Origin of the sequence: Limnohabitans sp. Rim8 (genome assembly GCF_943326455.1) — a bacterium.
GTDB lineage: Bacteria > Pseudomonadota > Gammaproteobacteria > Burkholderiales > Burkholderiaceae_C > Limnohabitans_A.
In genome coordinates, this window is the sequence record NZ_CALPTI020000003.1 from 112,703 (window position 1) to 128,525 (window position 15,823).

Sequence of the window (15,823 nt, forward strand, 5' to 3'; positions counted from 1 at the left end):
AAGGCATGAAGTTGTTGATGGACTCATTTTGGCGTGCTGGCGCATATTGCTTTCATCCCCGTGTCATCGGCTTGTCGCTGTTGCCCCTGTTTTTGATGGTCGCCCTGTCCTGGTTGCTGGGCTACTTGTACTGGGATGACGCCATCGCGCTGGTGAGGACGGGCTTGGACGCCTCCAGTTGGCTGGACACGGTGTGGCGCTGGTTGGAAGGCGTAGGCTTGCCTGATTTGAAAGCGGTCGTGGCGCCTTTGGTGGTCATTTTCCTGATCACCCCCATGGTGGTTGTCGTTTGCCTGGTGCTGGTTTCTTGGTTGATGACGCCGGCCTTGGCCCGCATGGTCGCCCAAAGGCGCTTTGTTGGGCTAGAGCCAAAGCACGGCGCAGGCGTTTTGTCCGGTTTGGGTTGGACATTGTGGTCTGTGTTGCTGGCCTTGGGGGCCTTGTTGATCACCTTGCCCATGTGGTTGGTGCCGCCTTTGGCCATGCTTTTGCCCGCATTGATCTGGGGGTGGCTCACCTACCGCATCATGGCTTTTGATGTGTTGGCCGAGTTTGCCAGCCCCTCAGAGCGACAAACTCTGCTGTCTCGTCACCGTTTGAGTCTTTTGGGTATGGGCGTGATCACTGGCATGATGGGCGCCGCACCCAGCTTGGTTTGGGCATCGGGCGCATTGTTTGCAGCCGCTTTTGTGATCTTGGTGCCCTTGGCGATCTGGATCTACACCTTGGTTTTTGCGTTTGCATCTTTATGGTTTGCACATTACGCCTTGAGTGCCTTGCAAGACATGCGCCTTGAGGCACCGCCAAGCTTTGCCGGTGAAATTTTTTCTGCGCAGCCTGTCTCGCCGCACTCTGAGGCCCGTTTAGCTGCCAATGTTTCGCAAGGGCTCAGCAACTCCCCTAAAACCGATGTGACCGATGTCGATCCTCGGCGCGGCTCTTGACCCCTTTGTTCCCCCTCATCTGACCTTCACCAGCACCATGACCCCTCACTTTGGACTGATCATCATTGGCGACGAAATCATGTCCGGCAAACGCCAGGACAAACATTTGCCCAAAGTCATCGAATTGATGACCGCTCGCGGCTTGAATCTGGGCTGGGCTGAATACATCGGTGATGACCCCGGTCGCATCACCGCCACGCTGAAGCGGGCTTTTGAATCAAATGACGTGGTCTTCAGCTGCGGCGGCATTGGTGCGACCCCGGATGACCATACCCGCCAATGTGCAGGACGGGCGCTGGACGTGCCACTGGTTTTGCACCCAGAAGCCAAGGCTTTGATTCAAGAGCGCATGCAGGACACTGCCAAAGAGCAGGGCGTCGCCTATGAACCCGAGCGATCCGACAACATCCACCGTCTCAACATGGGTGTGTTTCCGCAAGGGGCGACCATCATCCGCAACCCATACAACAAAATCCCCGGTTTCAGCTGCCAAGGAGCTTCTGGAGGCTGCGTTCATTTCGTGCCCGGCTTCCCGGTCATGGCTTGGCCCATGATCGAATCGGTTTTAGACACCCACTACAGTGCGCATTTCAGGCTCAACGCGTACATTGAGAAGTCGGTCATCATTTTGGGCGCTATGGAGGCTACTTTGACCCCACTCATGGAAGCCATTGAAGCGGCCCACCCTGAGGTCAAGGTCTTCAGTTTGCCGAGCGTGGACCACCCTCAGTGGGGGCGGCATATCGAATTGGGTGTCAAGGGCGAGCCCGCCGCAGCCCATCTCGCCTATGCGGGCCTGCGCCAAGGCTTGCAAGCTTTTTCATTGGAATATGGCCCCGAAATGGTGCGGTAATTGATTTTGCACCAATATAATGCGCAATTGCACTATTTAAGTGCATCGCTGGGATTTTGAGGCCACCCGAAGAGTTGGCTTTTTTGAGGCACATGGGTTAATGTGCGTGATTGGAGTGAAGACTTGTGCTTTTTTCTGCAGTGCAAAGCTAGAAAAGCATGCGCTCAGGGCACAATCTCGGTCTGTTGGCAGTGGTTGAATGTGTCAAGTTGGCACAAAAACTGCAAGACCTGTCAGTAAACTTTTCAATCCCTTTTTATCCAGGAGAATTTGATGGCCAAGACCGTCGCAGATGTGATGACCATGGTGAAAGACAACGAAGTCAAGTTCGTTGATTTCCGTTTCACCGATACCCGTGGCAAATGGCAGCACATCACGGTGCCCGTGTCCCAGTTTGACGAAAGCAAGTTCGAAGACGGTCAGGCCTTTGATGGCTCTTCGATTGCCGGCTGGAAAGGCATCGAAGCCTCCGACATGCTGCTCATTCCCGATGCCAACAGCGCCATCATTGACCCATTCTTTGAAGAAGTCACACTGGTCCTGATCTGCGACGTGATCGAGCCCACAGATGGCAAGGCTTATGAGCGCGATCCCCGCTCCATCGCCAAGCGCGCCGAGACGTACCTCAAGCAATCGGGCTTGGGCGACACCGCTTACTTCGGCCCCGAGCCAGAATTCTTCTTGTTTGACGAAGTGCGCTGGAGCACTGAGCCCAACAACACCTTCTACGCCATCGACGAAGCCGAAGCCCCATGGAACAGCGGCGCGAAGATGGACGGCGGCAACAAAGGCCACCGCAACCGCGTCAAGGGTGGTTACTTTCCAGTGCCTCCAGTTGACAGCACGCACGACATGCGCAGCGAGATGTCGCTCATCCTCGAATCCGTCGGCATCCCAGTCGAAGTGCACCACCACGAAGTGGCAGGCGCTGGCCAGTGCGAAATCGGTACCAAGTTTTCCACGCTTGTGGAGCGTGCTGACTGGACACTGTTGCAAAAGTACGTGATCCACAACGTGGCCAACGCCTACGGCAAAACCGCCACTTTCATGCCCAAGCCTTACGCTGGGGACAACGGTTCTGGCATGCACGTGCACCAGTCCATCTGGAAAGACGGCAAGAACCTGTTCGCAGGCAACGGCTACGCTGGCTTGTCTGAATTCGCCCTGTACTACATCGGCGGCATCATCAAGCACGCTCGCGCCTTGAACGCGATCACCAATCCCGGCACCAACAGCTACAAGCGCCTGGTCCCTCACTACGAAGCGCCGGTCAAGCTGGCTTACTCGGCCAAGAACCGCTCCGCTTCGATCCGCATCCCCAACGTCGCGTCTGACAAGGGCCGTCGAGTGGAAGCCCGCTTCCCCGATCCACTGTGCAACCCTTACCTCGGCTTCGCAGCCTTGTTGATGGCGGGCTTGGACGGTATCGAAAACAAGATTCACCCAGGCGAAGCAGCGACCAAAGACCTGTACCACTTGCCTCCAGAAGAAGACAAATTGGTCCCTACCGTTTGCTCCAGCTTGGACCAAGCTTTGGACGCACTGAATGCAGACCGTGCTTTCTTGACCAAAGGCGGCGTGTTCACTGACTCATGGATCGACGCTTACATCGAATTGAAGATGCAAGAAGTCAACCGCAGCCGTGTCGAAGTTTCGCCTGTCGAATACGACATGTACTACTCGCTCTGATTGGCATGCGTTCCATTGCACGCCTTGTGCAATGCGCCCTCAGGACGGCTTCGGCCGTCCTTTTTTTCTGGTTCAATAGGGTTTTGATGGTGTCCACTGCCAGTCGGCAAAGGAGTCAAATCATGCTCGCGCTTCGACGTTTCCAAAACGGCTTCATGGTGGGCCATCTCTGGGCCTTGGGTTTCAGTGTGTCGGTCGCCGCTATGGGGGTTGCTTCGGCCCAAGAAGCCATTTACCGTTGCGGTCAGGAATACACCAACGCGCCCAGTGATGTTCGCCAGTGCGAGCGCCTGGCGCCGCAGGCTGTCACGGTCATCACTGGAACCAGACCTTCGCCTGCTCGTGCCCCTGCCCCCGTGCCCAGCGCCGCATCCACTGAAGCGCGCAGTGCTGAGTTGTTTCGTCCCTTACCGGCACTTCAAGCCGAACGCGATCTGCATGCCCGCACCATTGTGGGTCATGAGTTGGACAAGGCGCGACAGCAACTCACCGTATTGGTGCAGGAGTACAACGATGGGGAGCCGGTCAAATGGGCCTCTGAAAGTCGTCACCACCAAAGGTACTTGGACCGGGTCTCCTCGCTCAAGGCCTCCATTGAACGCACGCAACGTGACATTGAAAGTTTGCAACGTGAGCTTGAACGCCGTCCGGCTGTCGTCAGCACCCGCACCCCATGAGTAAAGTTGCCCGTTTTCAAGCATTTGATTTATTGGCCACCCCCGTTGCGGTGATGCAGGGGCAGGGGCGGATCCTTTTTGTCAATGCCGCCCTAGAAGACGCTTTGGGCATGTCGCGCCGAACGCTGTACGACATGCACTTGCCTGATTTTTTTTTGGATCCCCAACCGCTGATGACGGCTTTGTTGGGGGCACAGTCCAACGAGTTTGCCGCCTTGCGTTATGAAGCACAGTTGCGCCGTCTGCACCACGAAGACATCTTGCCCGTTCATGTGATCGTGGCCGCGACAGATGAGCCCGATGAGGTGATTGTGGAGCTCATGCCTGTGGAGCAGCAAACGCGGCAAGAGCGTGAGGAACGCCTGCTGGACCAAGCTCAGGCCAACAAGGAGCTGATTCGCAATTTGGCGCACGAGATCAAGAACCCGTTGGGAGGTATTCGGGGCTCGGCCCAGTTGCTGGAGATGGAGCTGGATGACAAAGAGCTGACCGAGTACACGCAAGTCATCATCCACGAGGCCGATCGCCTGCAAACGCTGGTGGACCGCTTGCTTGCGCCGCATCGCAGGCCACATGTGGTCGGTGACGTGAACATTCATGAAGTCTGCGAGCGCGTCAGGGCCCTGATATTGGCCGAATTCCCTCGCGGCCTGAAGGTGTTGCGAGACTATGACATCTCTATTCCGGAGTTTCGGGGCGACCGCGAGCAACTGATTCAAGCGGTGCTGAACATCGCACACAACGCTGCGCAAGCGCTGCAAGAGCGAATTGCTCAGGGCGATGGCCAGATCACACTGCGTACCCGTATCTTGAGGCAGGTCACTTTTGGCAAACAGCGGTATCGCCTGGCATTGGAATTGCATGTGATGGACAACGGGCCTGGTGTTCCAGACTCGATCAAGGACCGGATTTTCTTCCCGTTGATTTCGGGACGTGAAGGCGGTTCTGGCCTCGGGCTGACTTTGGCGCAAACCTTTGTGCAACAGCACCACGGCATGATCGAATGTGACAGCGAGCCCGGCCGGACGGATTTCAAAATTTTGATTCCGTTGCCCTGAAAGCCAATGCCCGTGAACACTGAAAGCGTTACGTTGATGAAGCCAATCTGGATCGTAGACGATGACCAATCCATCCGTTTTGTGCTCGAAAAAGCATTGCTGCGCGAAGGGTTGCCTACACGCAGTTTCACCAACCCACGGGAGGTGATGAAGGCTTTGGAGGCTGAAAGTGAAGGGCCCCAGGTCTTGGTCAGTGACATCCGCATGCCCGGTGGATCGGGCCTGGATTTGCTCACGGCCATCAAGCAGCGCATGCCTGGTTTACCCGTCATCATCATGACCGCGTTTTCGGATCTGGACAGCGCCGTTTCTGCATTTTCCAGTGGCGCGTTTGAGTATTTGCCCAAACCCTTTGATTTGCCCAAGGCGGTGGAGCTGATCCGCCGTGCCGTGGGCGAGAGCCAGCGGGAAGACGTGGCCGAAGAAAAGATGGTCGATGCGCCTGAAATGCTGGGGCAAGCCCCGGCGATGCAAGATGTGTTTCGCGGCATCGGCCGTTTGGCGCAAAGCCATGTGACGGTCTTGATCACGGGCGAGTCGGGTTCAGGCAAAGAGCTGGTGGCGCATGCGCTGCACAAACACTCTCCCCGTGCCAATCAACCTTTTGTGGCCATCAATACAGCGGCCATTCCGAAAGACCTGCTGGAGAGTGAACTCTTCGGACACGAGCGTGGTGCGTTCACAGGTGCTCAAGCGTCGCGCCGAGGCCGCTTCGAACAGGCCGATGGTGGCACACTGTTTTTGGATGAGATCGGTGACATGCCTTTCGATTTGCAGACGCGCTTGCTGCGCGTGCTGTCGGATGGCAACTTCTACCGCGTGGGTGGCCACAGCGCCGTCAAAGCCAATGTGCGCGTGATTGCCGCCACGCACCAAGATCTCGAGCAGCGTGTCAAAGAAGGCGTGTTCCGCGAAGACCTTTACCACCGCCTCAATGTCATCCGTTTGCGTTTGCCTGCGCTGCGTGAGAGGCGCGAAGATGTGCCTGTTTTGGCACGCTATTTTCTGCAGCGCAGTGCGCAGCAGCTGGGCGTTGAACCCAAACGCATGGACGACGCTGCGCTGGAGCGTCTGGGTCATTTTCAATTCCCCGGCAATGTGCGCCAGCTGGAAAATATTTGCCATTGGTTGACCGTCATGGCGCCATCGCAGCTCATCGAAGTCAAGGATTTGCCGCCCGAAGTGCTGGATACGGGTGGTGTGTCGGGTGTGCCTGTTTTGACCCCTGCTTCTTCAGGTCATGATGGTGCATTGAGTGCAGATTTTGTGGCTACAGCAGGCTTGGATGCTGCTGCACTGCTCGGGCCAAGCACGGGTGCCGCTGTATGGGATGCGGGTTTGGAGCAGGAGGCCTTGGCTTTGTTGAATGCCGGGCGCACCGATGTGTGGGATGCCCTGACCCGACGTTTTGAGACCAGTTTGATCCAAGCTGCTTTGGCCACCACACGCGGTCGCCGGATTGAGGCTGCACAGAAACTGGGCATTGGTCGCAACACCATCACCCGAAAAATTCAGGAGCTAGGGATCGACGAGAGTTGATTGATCCAGGTTCAGACGGCCAACTTGGACCCCATGGCCTTGTATTTTTTCAGGCGAATGGGTCACGCAGCACCACATCGCTGAGGGGTTTTGCCACACAAGGCAGCACACAGCCCTCGGCTTTTTCTTCGGCCGTGAGACCGGGCCATGCCATCTCATAGTGCACCTGTCCAGAGACCAGCTGCCCGATGCAGGTGCGACAAGTGCCCGATCTGCAGGAACTGGGCCACTGCAAGCCGCCTTGTTCCATTGAGTCGAGCAAGCTTTGTGATTTCCAGGCGTCAAAACTGACGCCATCGGGCGTGATGCAGGCGTTGAAAAAAGGTATTTCAGGGGACATGGTGGGTGAGTTTAGCGGCCAAAAACCTGTGGTTTGGTCGCCACGGTTTTGCGTGACAGTGCTCAACGACAAGCTGTGCCAAGATCTTGCAGTACCGATTTGGAAGCCCCCAGTGACCCAGCCAACGCAATTGTCAGCGCCATTGAGCCAAGCCCATTGGGTGGGGTCCGGCATCGTTTTTGCTGTGCTGGCCATGGCCAGTCTGAGTTTCAGCGATGCCACCAGCAAATGGGTTTTGCTCAGTGTTTCGCCTGTGATGGTGCTGTGGTTTCGCTATGCCGTGCAGGCCTTGGGCACCACCTTGGTGCTGGCCCCACTGCGGGGCCGCGCCATGTGGCGCACGCACAGCTTGCGCTGGCAGTTGCTGCGCGGCTTGCTCATGGTGTCGTGCAGCCTGTTGGCTTTTTACTGTTTGCAGCGCATGCCCGTGGCCGAGTTCACCGCCACCGTCATGCTCACGCCCTTGGTGCTGACGGTATTGGCCCGTTTTGTCATGAAGGAGAAGGTCTCACCGCTGCGCTGGCTCATGGTGGTGGGTGGCCTGGTCGGGGCCTTGCTGGTTATCCGCCCGGGTGGGCAGGTCGACAGCACGGTGGGCTGGATGGCGCTGACGGTGGTGGTGACTTACGCTGTATTCCAGGCCGTGACTAGCCACATGACGCGCACCGAAGACCCCGCCGTGATGCAGCTCTACACAGGCTGGGTCGGTTGGGCTGTGAGCACGCTGCTGGTGTTCAATGCGTGGGTCACGCCACAAAGTCTGAATGAATGGCTGCTGCTGCTTTTGGTGGGCTTGGCCGCCACGCTGGGTCAGTACCTGCTGATCGTGGCTTTTTCCAAAGCCCCAGCCTCCGTGGTCTCGCCTTTTTTGTACACCGCTGTGGGCTTTTCCACCTTGCTCGGTTGGTGGTTGTTCGACCACATCCCTGATGCCTGGGCTTTCACGGGCATGGCCTTGGTGGTGCTGTGTGGCCTGGTGTCGAGCCGAATCAAGTTCGCAAGCCAAGCCTGAGTGATCAACCCCCGGGGTGATGACTGGCCATGTAAGGCGATAGGGCCGACCATTGCACCGGGACCTTGAATGCCAAAGCTTGCTCGGTGAAGGGGTGCACAAAGGCCAGCTCTTGCGCGTGCAGCAACAAGCGGGGACTCAGCGCCTTGGTGTTGGGCGGTGCGTACAGCGAGTCACCCAGCATGGGGTGGCCAATGCTTTGCAGGTGTACGCGCAACTGATGGGTGCGGCCTGTAACGGGTTCCAGTTCAATCAGGCTGGCGCTGGCACTGGTCTCTAGCGTGCGCCATCGGCTGCGGCTGGCTTTGCCATCGGCATGAATGATGTGCAGTGGGCGGCGCTCCCAGTCGAGCAGGATGGGGCCATCGATGGTGCGCCAGCCGTCTTCGTCTGGTGGCACGTGTTCTTGTGTTTGCGAGGGCAGACCTGCCACCACAGCGATGTAGCGCTTTTTGACTTGCCGAGTTTCAAACAGTTTGCTCAGACGACGCTGAGCTTCAATGCCCCTGGCCATGAGCAACAAGCCCGATGTGTCTTGATCGAGTCGGTGCACGATCAGGGCTTCGGGGTAGCGGTCTTGCACCCGCTTGGACAAGCAATCCTGCTTGTCCGGGCCGCGACCGGGCACAGACAATAAGCCGCTGGGTTTTTCCAACACCAGCAGGTGCTCGTCTTCATGGATCGGGGTCATGCAGGGCGAGCCGAGCGGGCAGGGTGCTCGGCTGAAAAAATCACTTGTCTTTGACCTTGCCGCGAGGCGCCACAAAGGTGGACGGGGCCATGGGGCGGTCCGAGGTGAAGGTCTTTGGGGGTGATGTGTCTTTCTTTGGCTTTTTGGCCATTTTGTTGCTGCGTTGTTCGCCTTTGGCCATGTTGATTCCTTTGATAGACATCCCGGCTTGGGAAGCACCCGATGTTAAAGCACAAAGCCGCAGGATTTGCGGCTTTGTCGGGGTATGAAACGTGCTCGCCTTCGGCGGGTGCTGCGATTATTTGACCTCGGTCACAAATTGCGCGGTGGGGCGGCGCACCTTTTTCAAGTTGACCAACCAATCGCCCTCGCTGGCGCGGTAGCCCAGAGGCACGATCACCACGCTGCGCAGGCCGCGGGCGCTCAAACCCAAAATTTCGTCCACCGCTTTGGGGTCAAAACCTTCCATGGGCGTGGCGTCAACTTCTTCGAAAGCAGCGGCAATCAAAGAAGCGCCCAAACCGATGTAAGCCTGGCGTGCGGCGTGCTCGAAGTTCACTTCGGGTGTTCGAGCAGGGTAGTTCTTGAGCAACATCTGGCGGTAATTTTCCCAGCCTTCGTTGGTGCCACCCCGCTGAGCGTTGGTGAGGTCAAACATCATGTTGATTCGGTCGGCCGTGTAGTTATCCCAGGCAGCAAACACCAACAGGTGCGAACCGTCTGTGATCTGGGCTTGGCCCCAAGCCTTGGGTTTGATTTTTTCACGCAGTTCGGTGTTGGTGACCACAAACACCTCAAACGGCTGCAACCCGCTGGAGGTGGGGGCCAATCGAGCGGCTTCCACGATGCGGTCCACTTTGTCTTGCGGTACGACCTGGGTTGGGTCCATTTTTTTGCAGGCATAACGCCATTCGAGTTTGTTCAGCAAGTCAGACATGGGGGTTCCATTCAAGGTAAAAGATAAGTGATTGTGTCTGAAGACGCAGGCCATTTGGCTCAGCAGCGCAGATGCATGCAGCCTCAGTTCGTTGTCATGGCGTTATTTTTTGCCAAGTGCCCGAGGGCAGTCCATCCAGGTTGTAAGGCCCTATCGCAGTCCGTATCAGGCGCAGTGTGGGCAGGCCCACTGCCGCTGTCATGCGCCTAATTTGGCGGTTGCGGCCCTCGCGGATGCTCAGTTCCAGCCAAGAGGTGGGAATGCTTTGCCTTTCGCGAATCGGTGGGTTGCGGGACCACAACTCAGCAGGTGGCGCCACGGCGCGGGCGCGGGCGGGCAGTGTGGGGCCGTCCTTGAGACTCACGCCCCGGGCCAATGCGGTCAGGGCTTGGTCGGTCACGATGCCCTCCACCTGCACCAGATAGGTCTTTTCCATCTTGAAGCGCGGGTCGGCAATGCGGGCCTGTTCTTGTCCATCGCTGGTCAGCAGCAGCAAGCCTTCGCTGTCAGCGTCTAGCCGTCCGGCCACGTACACACCGGGCAGATCGATGTGGTCTGCCAACCCGGTCCAACGCCCCTCAGGGGTGAACTGACTGAGCACGCCATAAGGTTTGTTGAAGCGGATCAGCATGAAAAGGCAGGTGTTGTCATTGAGGCCAGAGCGTATCAGGTCCACCCATCAGGGCGGTGGGGTAGCATCACCCGCATGAGCACCCAATACGAATGCCTGAAAAGCCCCGACCTGTACGCCGAGGCCTTTGGCATTGCCGCACCCGAAGCCTTGCTGGGCAAAGAAGTCTGGCCCCGTCAGCTGGGCTTTTTCATTCGCAAAGCCGCTGCACCCGAGGCTGTCCCTTTGGGATCACCAGAAAGCCATCTTGACAATGAACAGGCAGAACATAGCCAGCCAGCCTCAACTGCCGCCCCGTTGCTTTTGCAGTTGGCCCAAGGTCAGTTTGGTTTGGTGCCCACTTGGGTCAAGTCGGCGTCAGACGCCAAGCTGCGTTCCACCAAGTTGGCCGTGACCCGCTATGAAACGATGAGCACCGCCACGCCCACCCGCGAGACGTGGCTGCGTGCTCAGCGCTGCATTATCCCGATGCAAGCATTTTTCGAAGACGACTGGCGCAGCCGCAGAGCTGTACCCACACGGATTGCCCGGGTGGACGGCAAACCCATGGGCGTGGCAGGCTTGTGGGAGTGCTGGAAACAAGGCGACGAAGAAATCGTCAGCTTCACCCTGCTCACCGTGAACGCCAACAGCCACGCGCTGATGAACCGCTACGGCCAAAACGGCAATGAAAAACGCATGCCTGCCATTTTGAACGAAGGCGCGTACGGTGCTTGGCTCAGCGCCCCATTGGAAAAAGCCCGCGAATTCATGCGGGCCTATCCGGCCCAATTGCTGCTGGCCAACCCGGTGCAGAAAAAATAGTACGGGGGTTCAGACCAGTCGGGTACGGTGACGCGCAATTTGCAAGCGCACTTGCGACGGCGCCGTGCCACCCAAGGTGTTGCGAGCGTTCAGCGAGCCGTGCAGGCTGAGCGGCCCGAACACATCGGCTTCGATGCGGTTGTCGAACTTTTGCAGGGTTTCGAGCGGCAGCTCAGACAGGTCCACACCCAAGCCTTGTGCGGTCTTGACTGCGTGGGCAACCACTTCGTGGGCATCGCGAAACGGCAAGCCCTTCTTCACCAGGTAGTCGGCCAAGTCGGTGGCAGTGGCATAGCCCTTTTTCACGGCTGCTTCCATGGCGACAGCGTTGACGGTGATGCCGCCTTCTTTTTGGCCCGTGGCGGGGTTGACCTGGCCACCCACCATTTCGCTGAAGATGCGCAGCGTGTCTTTGAGCGTGTCCACGGTGTCGAACAGCGGCTCTTTGTCTTCCTGGTTGTCCTTGTTGTAGGCCAGGGGCTGGCCCTTCATCAGGGTGATCAGACCCATCAGGTGGCCGACCACGCGGCCGGTCTTGCCGCGTGCCAGTTCGGGAACATCGGGGTTTTTCTTCTGCGGCATGATGCTCGAGCCTGTGGTGAAGCGGTCGGCGATCTTCACAAAACCAAAGTTCTGGCTCATCCACAAAATCAACTCTTCAGAGAAGCGGCTGATGTGCACCATGCACAGGCTGGCGGCGGCGGTGAATTCGATGGCGAAGTCGCGGTCGCTCACGCCGTCCAGGCTGTTTTGGCAGACCTGCGGGTTGCCCGCTTCGTCGACCATGCCCAGGGTGCGCGCCACGCGCTCGCGGTCCAGCGGGTAGGTGGTGCCGGCCAAAGCGGCGCTGCCCAATGGCAGGCGGTTGGTGCGGCGGCGCACGTCGACCATGCGCTCAGCATCGCGGGCAAACATTTCCACATAGGCCAACAGGTGGTGGGCAAAGCTCACGGGCTGCGCCACTTGCAGATGGGTAAAGCCCGGCAGTATGACCTCGACGTTGCGCTCGGCTACATCCACAAGTGACTTTTGCAGGTCGGTCAGCAAGCCGATGATCAGGTCCATCTCGCCGCGCAGCCACAGGCGCACGTCGGTGGCCACCTGGTCGTTGCGGCTGCGCCCGGTGTGCAGGCGTTTGCCAGCAATGCCCACGAGCTGGGTCAGACGCGCCTCGATGTTCAGATGCACGTCTTCCAGGTCCAACTTCCACTCAAAAGCGCCGGATTCGATTTCATCCGTGATTTGCGCCATGCCGCGTTGGATGTCGGCCAGGTCTTGGGCGGCGATGATGTTTTGCGCGGCCAGCATCTCGGCGTGGGCCAGGCTGCCGGTGATGTCGGCTTGCCACAGGCGCTTGTCAAAGAACACGCTGGCGGTGTAACGCTTGACCAACTCGCTCATGGGTTCAGAAAAAAGCGCGGACCAAGCTTGGGATTTTTTGTCGAGTTGGTTTGTCATAGGTTGAAGATTTTATCGGGCGACCTGAGGTCATCCGAAAACAGGCTCAACCCGAGTTACGCAAACCCGCCGCAATCCCATCGATCGAAGTGTGGATGCCCCGCCGCGCGCGTTCGTCTGCAATTCCGGCCCGGTAGCGGCGGATCAGCTCGACTTGCAGGTGGTGCAGTGGGTCGATCAAGGGGAAGCGGTGGCGGATCGAGTGGTCGAGCGCAGGGTTGACAGCAAAGAGCTTTTGAAAAGTGTCAATTTCTCTTGACATCATGCTAGCATTGTCGGAGAGACAAATTGACCCGTTGATTTCATTTAATTGCAATCAAAATTTTTTTCAGGAATCCTTCTGTGACCGAGTCCACCCAACCCGCCATCGTCATCGCCACCCGAGAGAGCCGTTTGGCCTTGTGGCAAGCAGAGCATGTCAAATCCTTGCTGGAAGGATTGGGCTACACCGTCAAGTTGCTGGGCATGACCACCCAGGGCGACCAAATTTTGGACCGCAGCTTGTCCAAAGTGGGCGGCAAGGGCTTGTTCGTCAAGGAATTGGAGGTGGCGCTGCAAGAGGGCCACGCCGACATCGCGGTGCACTCGCTCAAAGATGTGCCCATGGACATGCCCGAGGGCTTTGAGCTGGCCTGCGTGATGGAGCGTGAAGACCCCCGCGACGCTTGGGTTTCGTCGCAGTACGCCCGTTTGGAAGACTTGCCGCAAGGCGCTGTGGTGGGTACATCGAGCCTGCGCCGCACGGTACTGCTGCGGGCATTGCGCCCCGATTTGACAATTGAGCCCCTGCGCGGCAACTTGGACACGCGCCTGCGCAAACTCGACGAAGGCCAGTACGCGGGCATTGTGCTGGCGGCTGCGGGCCTCAAGCGCTTGGGCCTGTCTGAGCGGATTCGTCATATTTTTGAAACCGAGCAAATGCTGCCCGCAGCAGGCCAGGGCGCTTTGGGCATAGAGATCCGCAGCGACCGGGCCGATTTGCGCGCCCTGCTGGCGCAGCTGGCCGACGCGCCCTCGTGGCGCCGTGTGGCGGCAGAGCGGGCCGTCAGCCGCGCTATGGGCGGCAGTTGTTCCATGCCTTTGGCCGCGCATGCGACCATCGAGGGCGGTGTGCTCAAGCTGCAAGCGGCTTGGGGCGATCCGGAAGGTGCGGCCACCTTGGTCACTGCCGACGCGAATGCCAGCACAGATGGCTTAGAGGCCGCCGAGGCTTTGGGCCTGAGCGTAGCCCAGGCCCTGCGCGACGGCGGAGCGCATTGAGGTCTGGTGCTGACATGGCGCTGGCGCCTTCAAGTCGTCGGGCCGATGCCGCTTGGCGGGTGATCGTCACCCGACCCGAGCGCGAAGCGCAGGCTTGGGCCGATGCCTTGCAGGCGCGAGGGGTGGCTTGCGAGACACTGCCCTTGATAGACATAACCGGCTTGCAAGATTCAACCCCTTTGACGACCGCGTGGCAAGCTGTGCCCCAGCTTTTGGCTGTGATGTTTGTCAGTGCCAATGCCGTTCGATTTTTTTTGGCGTCGAGACCTGCGGGTTCGCCGATTGGATCTTGCCGCGCTTGGTCGACCGGACCAGGCACCCGAGCGGCTTTGCTGGCGGCAGGCTGGCCGGCCGAGTTGATCGATTCACCAGACGAGTCTGCGCCGCAATTTGACTCGGAAGCCTTGTGGTCCTTGGTGGCCCCGCGCGTGGTCGCTGCGACCCAAGCCATGGGCTTGGCAAGGGGTACAGCCGCTGCAGCGTCGTCAGTTCAGGTATTGATCGTGCGCGGTGCCGATGCGCACGGTCAACTGGCCGGTCGTGACTGGCTGGCTTTGCAAATGGAGGCTACGGGTTTGGAGGTGCTGCAGACGGTGGCGTATGTGCGCCGGGCTCCTCGCCTGAGCGATGCGCAACAAACCCGTGCTCACTTGGCCATGAACGACGACAGCAGGTGGTTGTTCAGCAGTTCAGAGGCCGCCCAACACCTTTTGCAGGCTTGCCCCAATCTGATTTTGGATCAAGCCAAAGCTTTGGCTACTCATCCGCGCATCGCCCTCAGGTTGAAGCAATCGGGTTGGTCGTGTGTTGATTTGGTCCCGGCTGGCCTTGAGGCGCAAGCGCTGTCTATAAAATCAATGGCATGACACCCCCCTCAGTAGACGTCCCTGACCCCCAGCCTGCCAACGAGCCGCTTGTTTCTGTCGCACCTGCTGCGGCGCAGCGCTCTTGGCTGGTTTTGTCATTGGTGGGCGCTTTGGCGACTTTTGCCCTGTTGTCCTCGGTTTTCTTGTGGCAAAAACTTTCACGTATCCAGGAGCAGTTGGCTCGCCAAAGCGCGGACTCTGGGGTTCAGGCATTGGAGGCCAAGACTTGGGCCAAACAAGCCCAAGAAACCGTGCAGGACAGCGCGGCCAGGATCGCGCTCATGGAGGCAAGACTGGCCGAAGTGGCTTTGCAACGCGCCCAGTTGGAAGACTTGATGCAAAGCTTGTCCCGTTCGCGCGATGAAAATTTGTTGGTGGACATCGAATCGGCTTTGCGCATTGCTCAGCAGCAAGCCTTGATGACAGGCAGCACAGAACCTTTGTTGGCGGCGCTGCAATCGGCACAAAGGCGGGTCCAGCGAACATCGCAGCCGCGTCTGATGCCGCTGGCGCGGGCTCTGGAGAAAGACTTGGAGCGAATCAACAGCGTGCCAAGCTTTGATTTGCCGGGTTTGATGGTCAAGCTTGACGAAGGTGTCGCTTTGGTGGATGGGCTTGTGCTGGCCAACGATGCCAATTCTCAGCAAAACAAGTTGCGCCAACAGACAGAGACTACGGTGTCCTCTGTGCCAACGACTTGGTGGATGGCTGGTTTGACCCGGATGGGAGATGAGTTCAAAAGTTTGTTGAGGGTCAGCCGGATTGACACCCCAGAGGCCGCCTTGCTGTCGCCTGAGCAAGCCTTTTTCGTGCGCGAAAACCTCAAGCTCAAGTTGCTCAATGCCCGCTTGGGACTGCTGGCGCGACAAAAGGATGGCGTGCGTGCCGACCTCAATGCCTCGGCGATTTTGGTGCGTCGCTACGCTGAGCCGCAATCCCGTCGTACCACACAGTTGTTGCAGTTATTAGAACAAACCACTGAACAAGTTCGAACGGCCGAGGTGCCTCGCATTGAAGCTTCTTTGACAGCCCTCAGCACAGCTGCTGCTGGGAGGTAAATCAAC

Annotated in this window: 17 protein-coding genes and 1 pseudogene; 11 read left to right on the forward strand and 7 right to left on the reverse strand. The window is 58.4% G+C overall.

All coding sequences use genetic code 11. From position 1 onward, the window contains the following. The first annotated feature begins 5 nt into the window (after positions 1-5). From Q1M54_RS03055 to ntrC, 6 genes are all read left to right on the forward strand, one after another. On the forward strand, positions 6-944 hold the full coding sequence (locus tag Q1M54_RS03055) for an EI24 domain-containing protein (RefSeq protein WP_300553725.1): 939 nt from the start codon (positions 6-8) through the stop codon (positions 942-944). A gap of 37 nt (positions 945-981) precedes the next feature. Then, the gene (locus tag Q1M54_RS03060) at positions 982-1,797 is read left to right on the forward strand and encodes a molybdopterin-binding protein (RefSeq protein ID WP_300553727.1); all 816 of its coding nucleotides are present in this window, start codon (positions 982-984) and stop codon (positions 1,795-1,797) included. 273 nt (positions 1,798-2,070) lie between these two features. Beyond that, entirely contained in the window at positions 2,071-3,486 is a 1,416-nt protein-coding gene (glnA, locus tag Q1M54_RS03065; RefSeq protein ID WP_300553729.1) for a type I glutamate--ammonia ligase, read from the forward strand. A 122-nt stretch (positions 3,487-3,608) separates the two neighbouring features. Further along, positions 3,609-4,163, forward strand: a complete 555-nt coding sequence (locus Q1M54_RS03070) for a hypothetical protein (protein WP_300553731.1) — start codon at positions 3,609-3,611, stop codon at positions 4,161-4,163. Then, complete coding sequence (glnL, locus tag Q1M54_RS03075; RefSeq protein ID WP_300553732.1) at positions 4,160-5,221, forward strand: nitrogen regulation protein NR(II); 1,062 nt, start codon at positions 4,160-4,162, stop codon at positions 5,219-5,221. The genes Q1M54_RS03070 and glnL overlap by 4 nt, the downstream gene beginning before the upstream one ends. 36 nt (positions 5,222-5,257) lie before the next feature. Next, a complete protein-coding gene (ntrC, locus tag Q1M54_RS03080; protein WP_300554068.1) occupies positions 5,258-6,760 on the forward strand; it encodes a nitrogen regulation protein NR(I) in 1,503 nt (500 codons plus the stop codon). A 49-nt stretch (positions 6,761-6,809) separates the two neighbouring features. On the opposite strand, the gene Q1M54_RS03085 is transcribed toward ntrC, so the two are convergent. Continuing rightward, positions 6,810-7,100, reverse strand: a complete 291-nt coding sequence (locus tag Q1M54_RS03085; protein WP_300553735.1) for a 2Fe-2S iron-sulfur cluster binding domain-containing protein — start codon at positions 7,098-7,100, stop codon at positions 6,810-6,812. 112 nt (positions 7,101-7,212) lie between these two features. On the opposite strand from Q1M54_RS03085, the gene Q1M54_RS03090 reads away from it, so the two are divergent. Next, positions 7,213-8,112, forward strand: a complete 900-nt coding sequence (locus Q1M54_RS03090; RefSeq protein ID WP_300553738.1) for a DMT family transporter — start codon at positions 7,213-7,215, stop codon at positions 8,110-8,112. 4 nt (positions 8,113-8,116) lie between these two features. On the opposite strand, the gene Q1M54_RS03095 is transcribed toward Q1M54_RS03090, so the two are convergent. From Q1M54_RS03095 to Q1M54_RS03110, 4 genes are all read right to left on the reverse strand, one after another. Then, positions 8,117-8,803 carry an RluA family pseudouridine synthase gene (locus tag Q1M54_RS03095; RefSeq protein ID WP_300553740.1) on the reverse strand — a complete coding sequence of 229 codons (687 nt, stop codon included), beginning with the start codon at positions 8,801-8,803 and terminating at the stop codon, positions 8,117-8,119. Positions 8,804-8,843: 40 nt separating this feature from the next. Continuing rightward, complete coding sequence (locus Q1M54_RS03100) at positions 8,844-8,984, reverse strand: hypothetical protein (RefSeq protein WP_019427071.1); 141 nt, start codon at positions 8,982-8,984, stop codon at positions 8,844-8,846. 117 nt (positions 8,985-9,101) lie between these two features. Next, entirely contained in the window at positions 9,102-9,740 is a 639-nt protein-coding gene (locus Q1M54_RS03105; protein ID WP_300553745.1) for an NAD(P)H-dependent oxidoreductase, read from the reverse strand. Between the two features lie 94 nt (positions 9,741-9,834). Next, the gene (locus tag Q1M54_RS03110) at positions 9,835-10,371 is read right to left on the reverse strand and encodes a pseudouridine synthase (RefSeq protein WP_300553748.1); all 537 of its coding nucleotides are present in this window, start codon (positions 10,369-10,371) and stop codon (positions 9,835-9,837) included. A gap of 75 nt (positions 10,372-10,446) precedes the next feature. Here Q1M54_RS03110 and Q1M54_RS03115 point away from each other — a divergent pair, with 75 nt between their 5' ends. Further along, positions 10,447-11,175: an SOS response-associated peptidase family protein gene (locus tag Q1M54_RS03115; RefSeq protein ID WP_300553752.1), complete on the forward strand. Its 729-nt coding sequence runs from the start codon at positions 10,447-10,449 to the stop codon at positions 11,173-11,175. Between the two features lie 9 nt (positions 11,176-11,184). Here Q1M54_RS03115 and argH read toward each other — a convergent pair whose 3' ends face one another. Together argH and Q1M54_RS03125 are read right to left on the reverse strand one after the other, a co-directional pair. Beyond that, positions 11,185-12,633, reverse strand: a complete 1,449-nt coding sequence (argH, locus tag Q1M54_RS03120) for an argininosuccinate lyase (RefSeq protein WP_300553755.1) — start codon at positions 12,631-12,633, stop codon at positions 11,185-11,187. Positions 12,634-12,679: 46 nt separating this feature from the next. Then, a pseudogene (locus Q1M54_RS03125) lies at positions 12,680-12,901 on the reverse strand (phosphoenolpyruvate carboxylase); the annotation flags it as partial. A gap of 74 nt (positions 12,902-12,975) precedes the next feature. On the opposite strand from Q1M54_RS03125, the gene hemC reads away from it, so the two are divergent. Genes hemC through Q1M54_RS03140 form a run of 3 tightly spaced genes read left to right on the forward strand, consistent with a single transcriptional unit; the run spans position 12,976 to position 15,817 of the window. Next, positions 12,976-13,893: a hydroxymethylbilane synthase gene (gene hemC / locus Q1M54_RS03130; protein ID WP_300553758.1), complete on the forward strand. Its 918-nt coding sequence runs from the start codon at positions 12,976-12,978 to the stop codon at positions 13,891-13,893. Positions 13,894-13,907: 14 nt separating this feature from the next. After that, the gene (locus tag Q1M54_RS03135) at positions 13,908-14,759 is read left to right on the forward strand and encodes a uroporphyrinogen-III synthase (RefSeq protein ID WP_300553760.1); all 852 of its coding nucleotides are present in this window, start codon (positions 13,908-13,910) and stop codon (positions 14,757-14,759) included. After that, positions 14,756-15,817 (forward strand): uroporphyrinogen-III C-methyltransferase, encoded by a 1,062-nt coding sequence (locus Q1M54_RS03140; RefSeq protein ID WP_300553763.1) that lies wholly within the window; start codon positions 14,756-14,758, stop codon positions 15,815-15,817. The genes Q1M54_RS03135 and Q1M54_RS03140 overlap by 4 nt, the downstream gene beginning before the upstream one ends. The last annotated feature ends 6 nt before the right edge of the window (positions 15,818-15,823 follow it).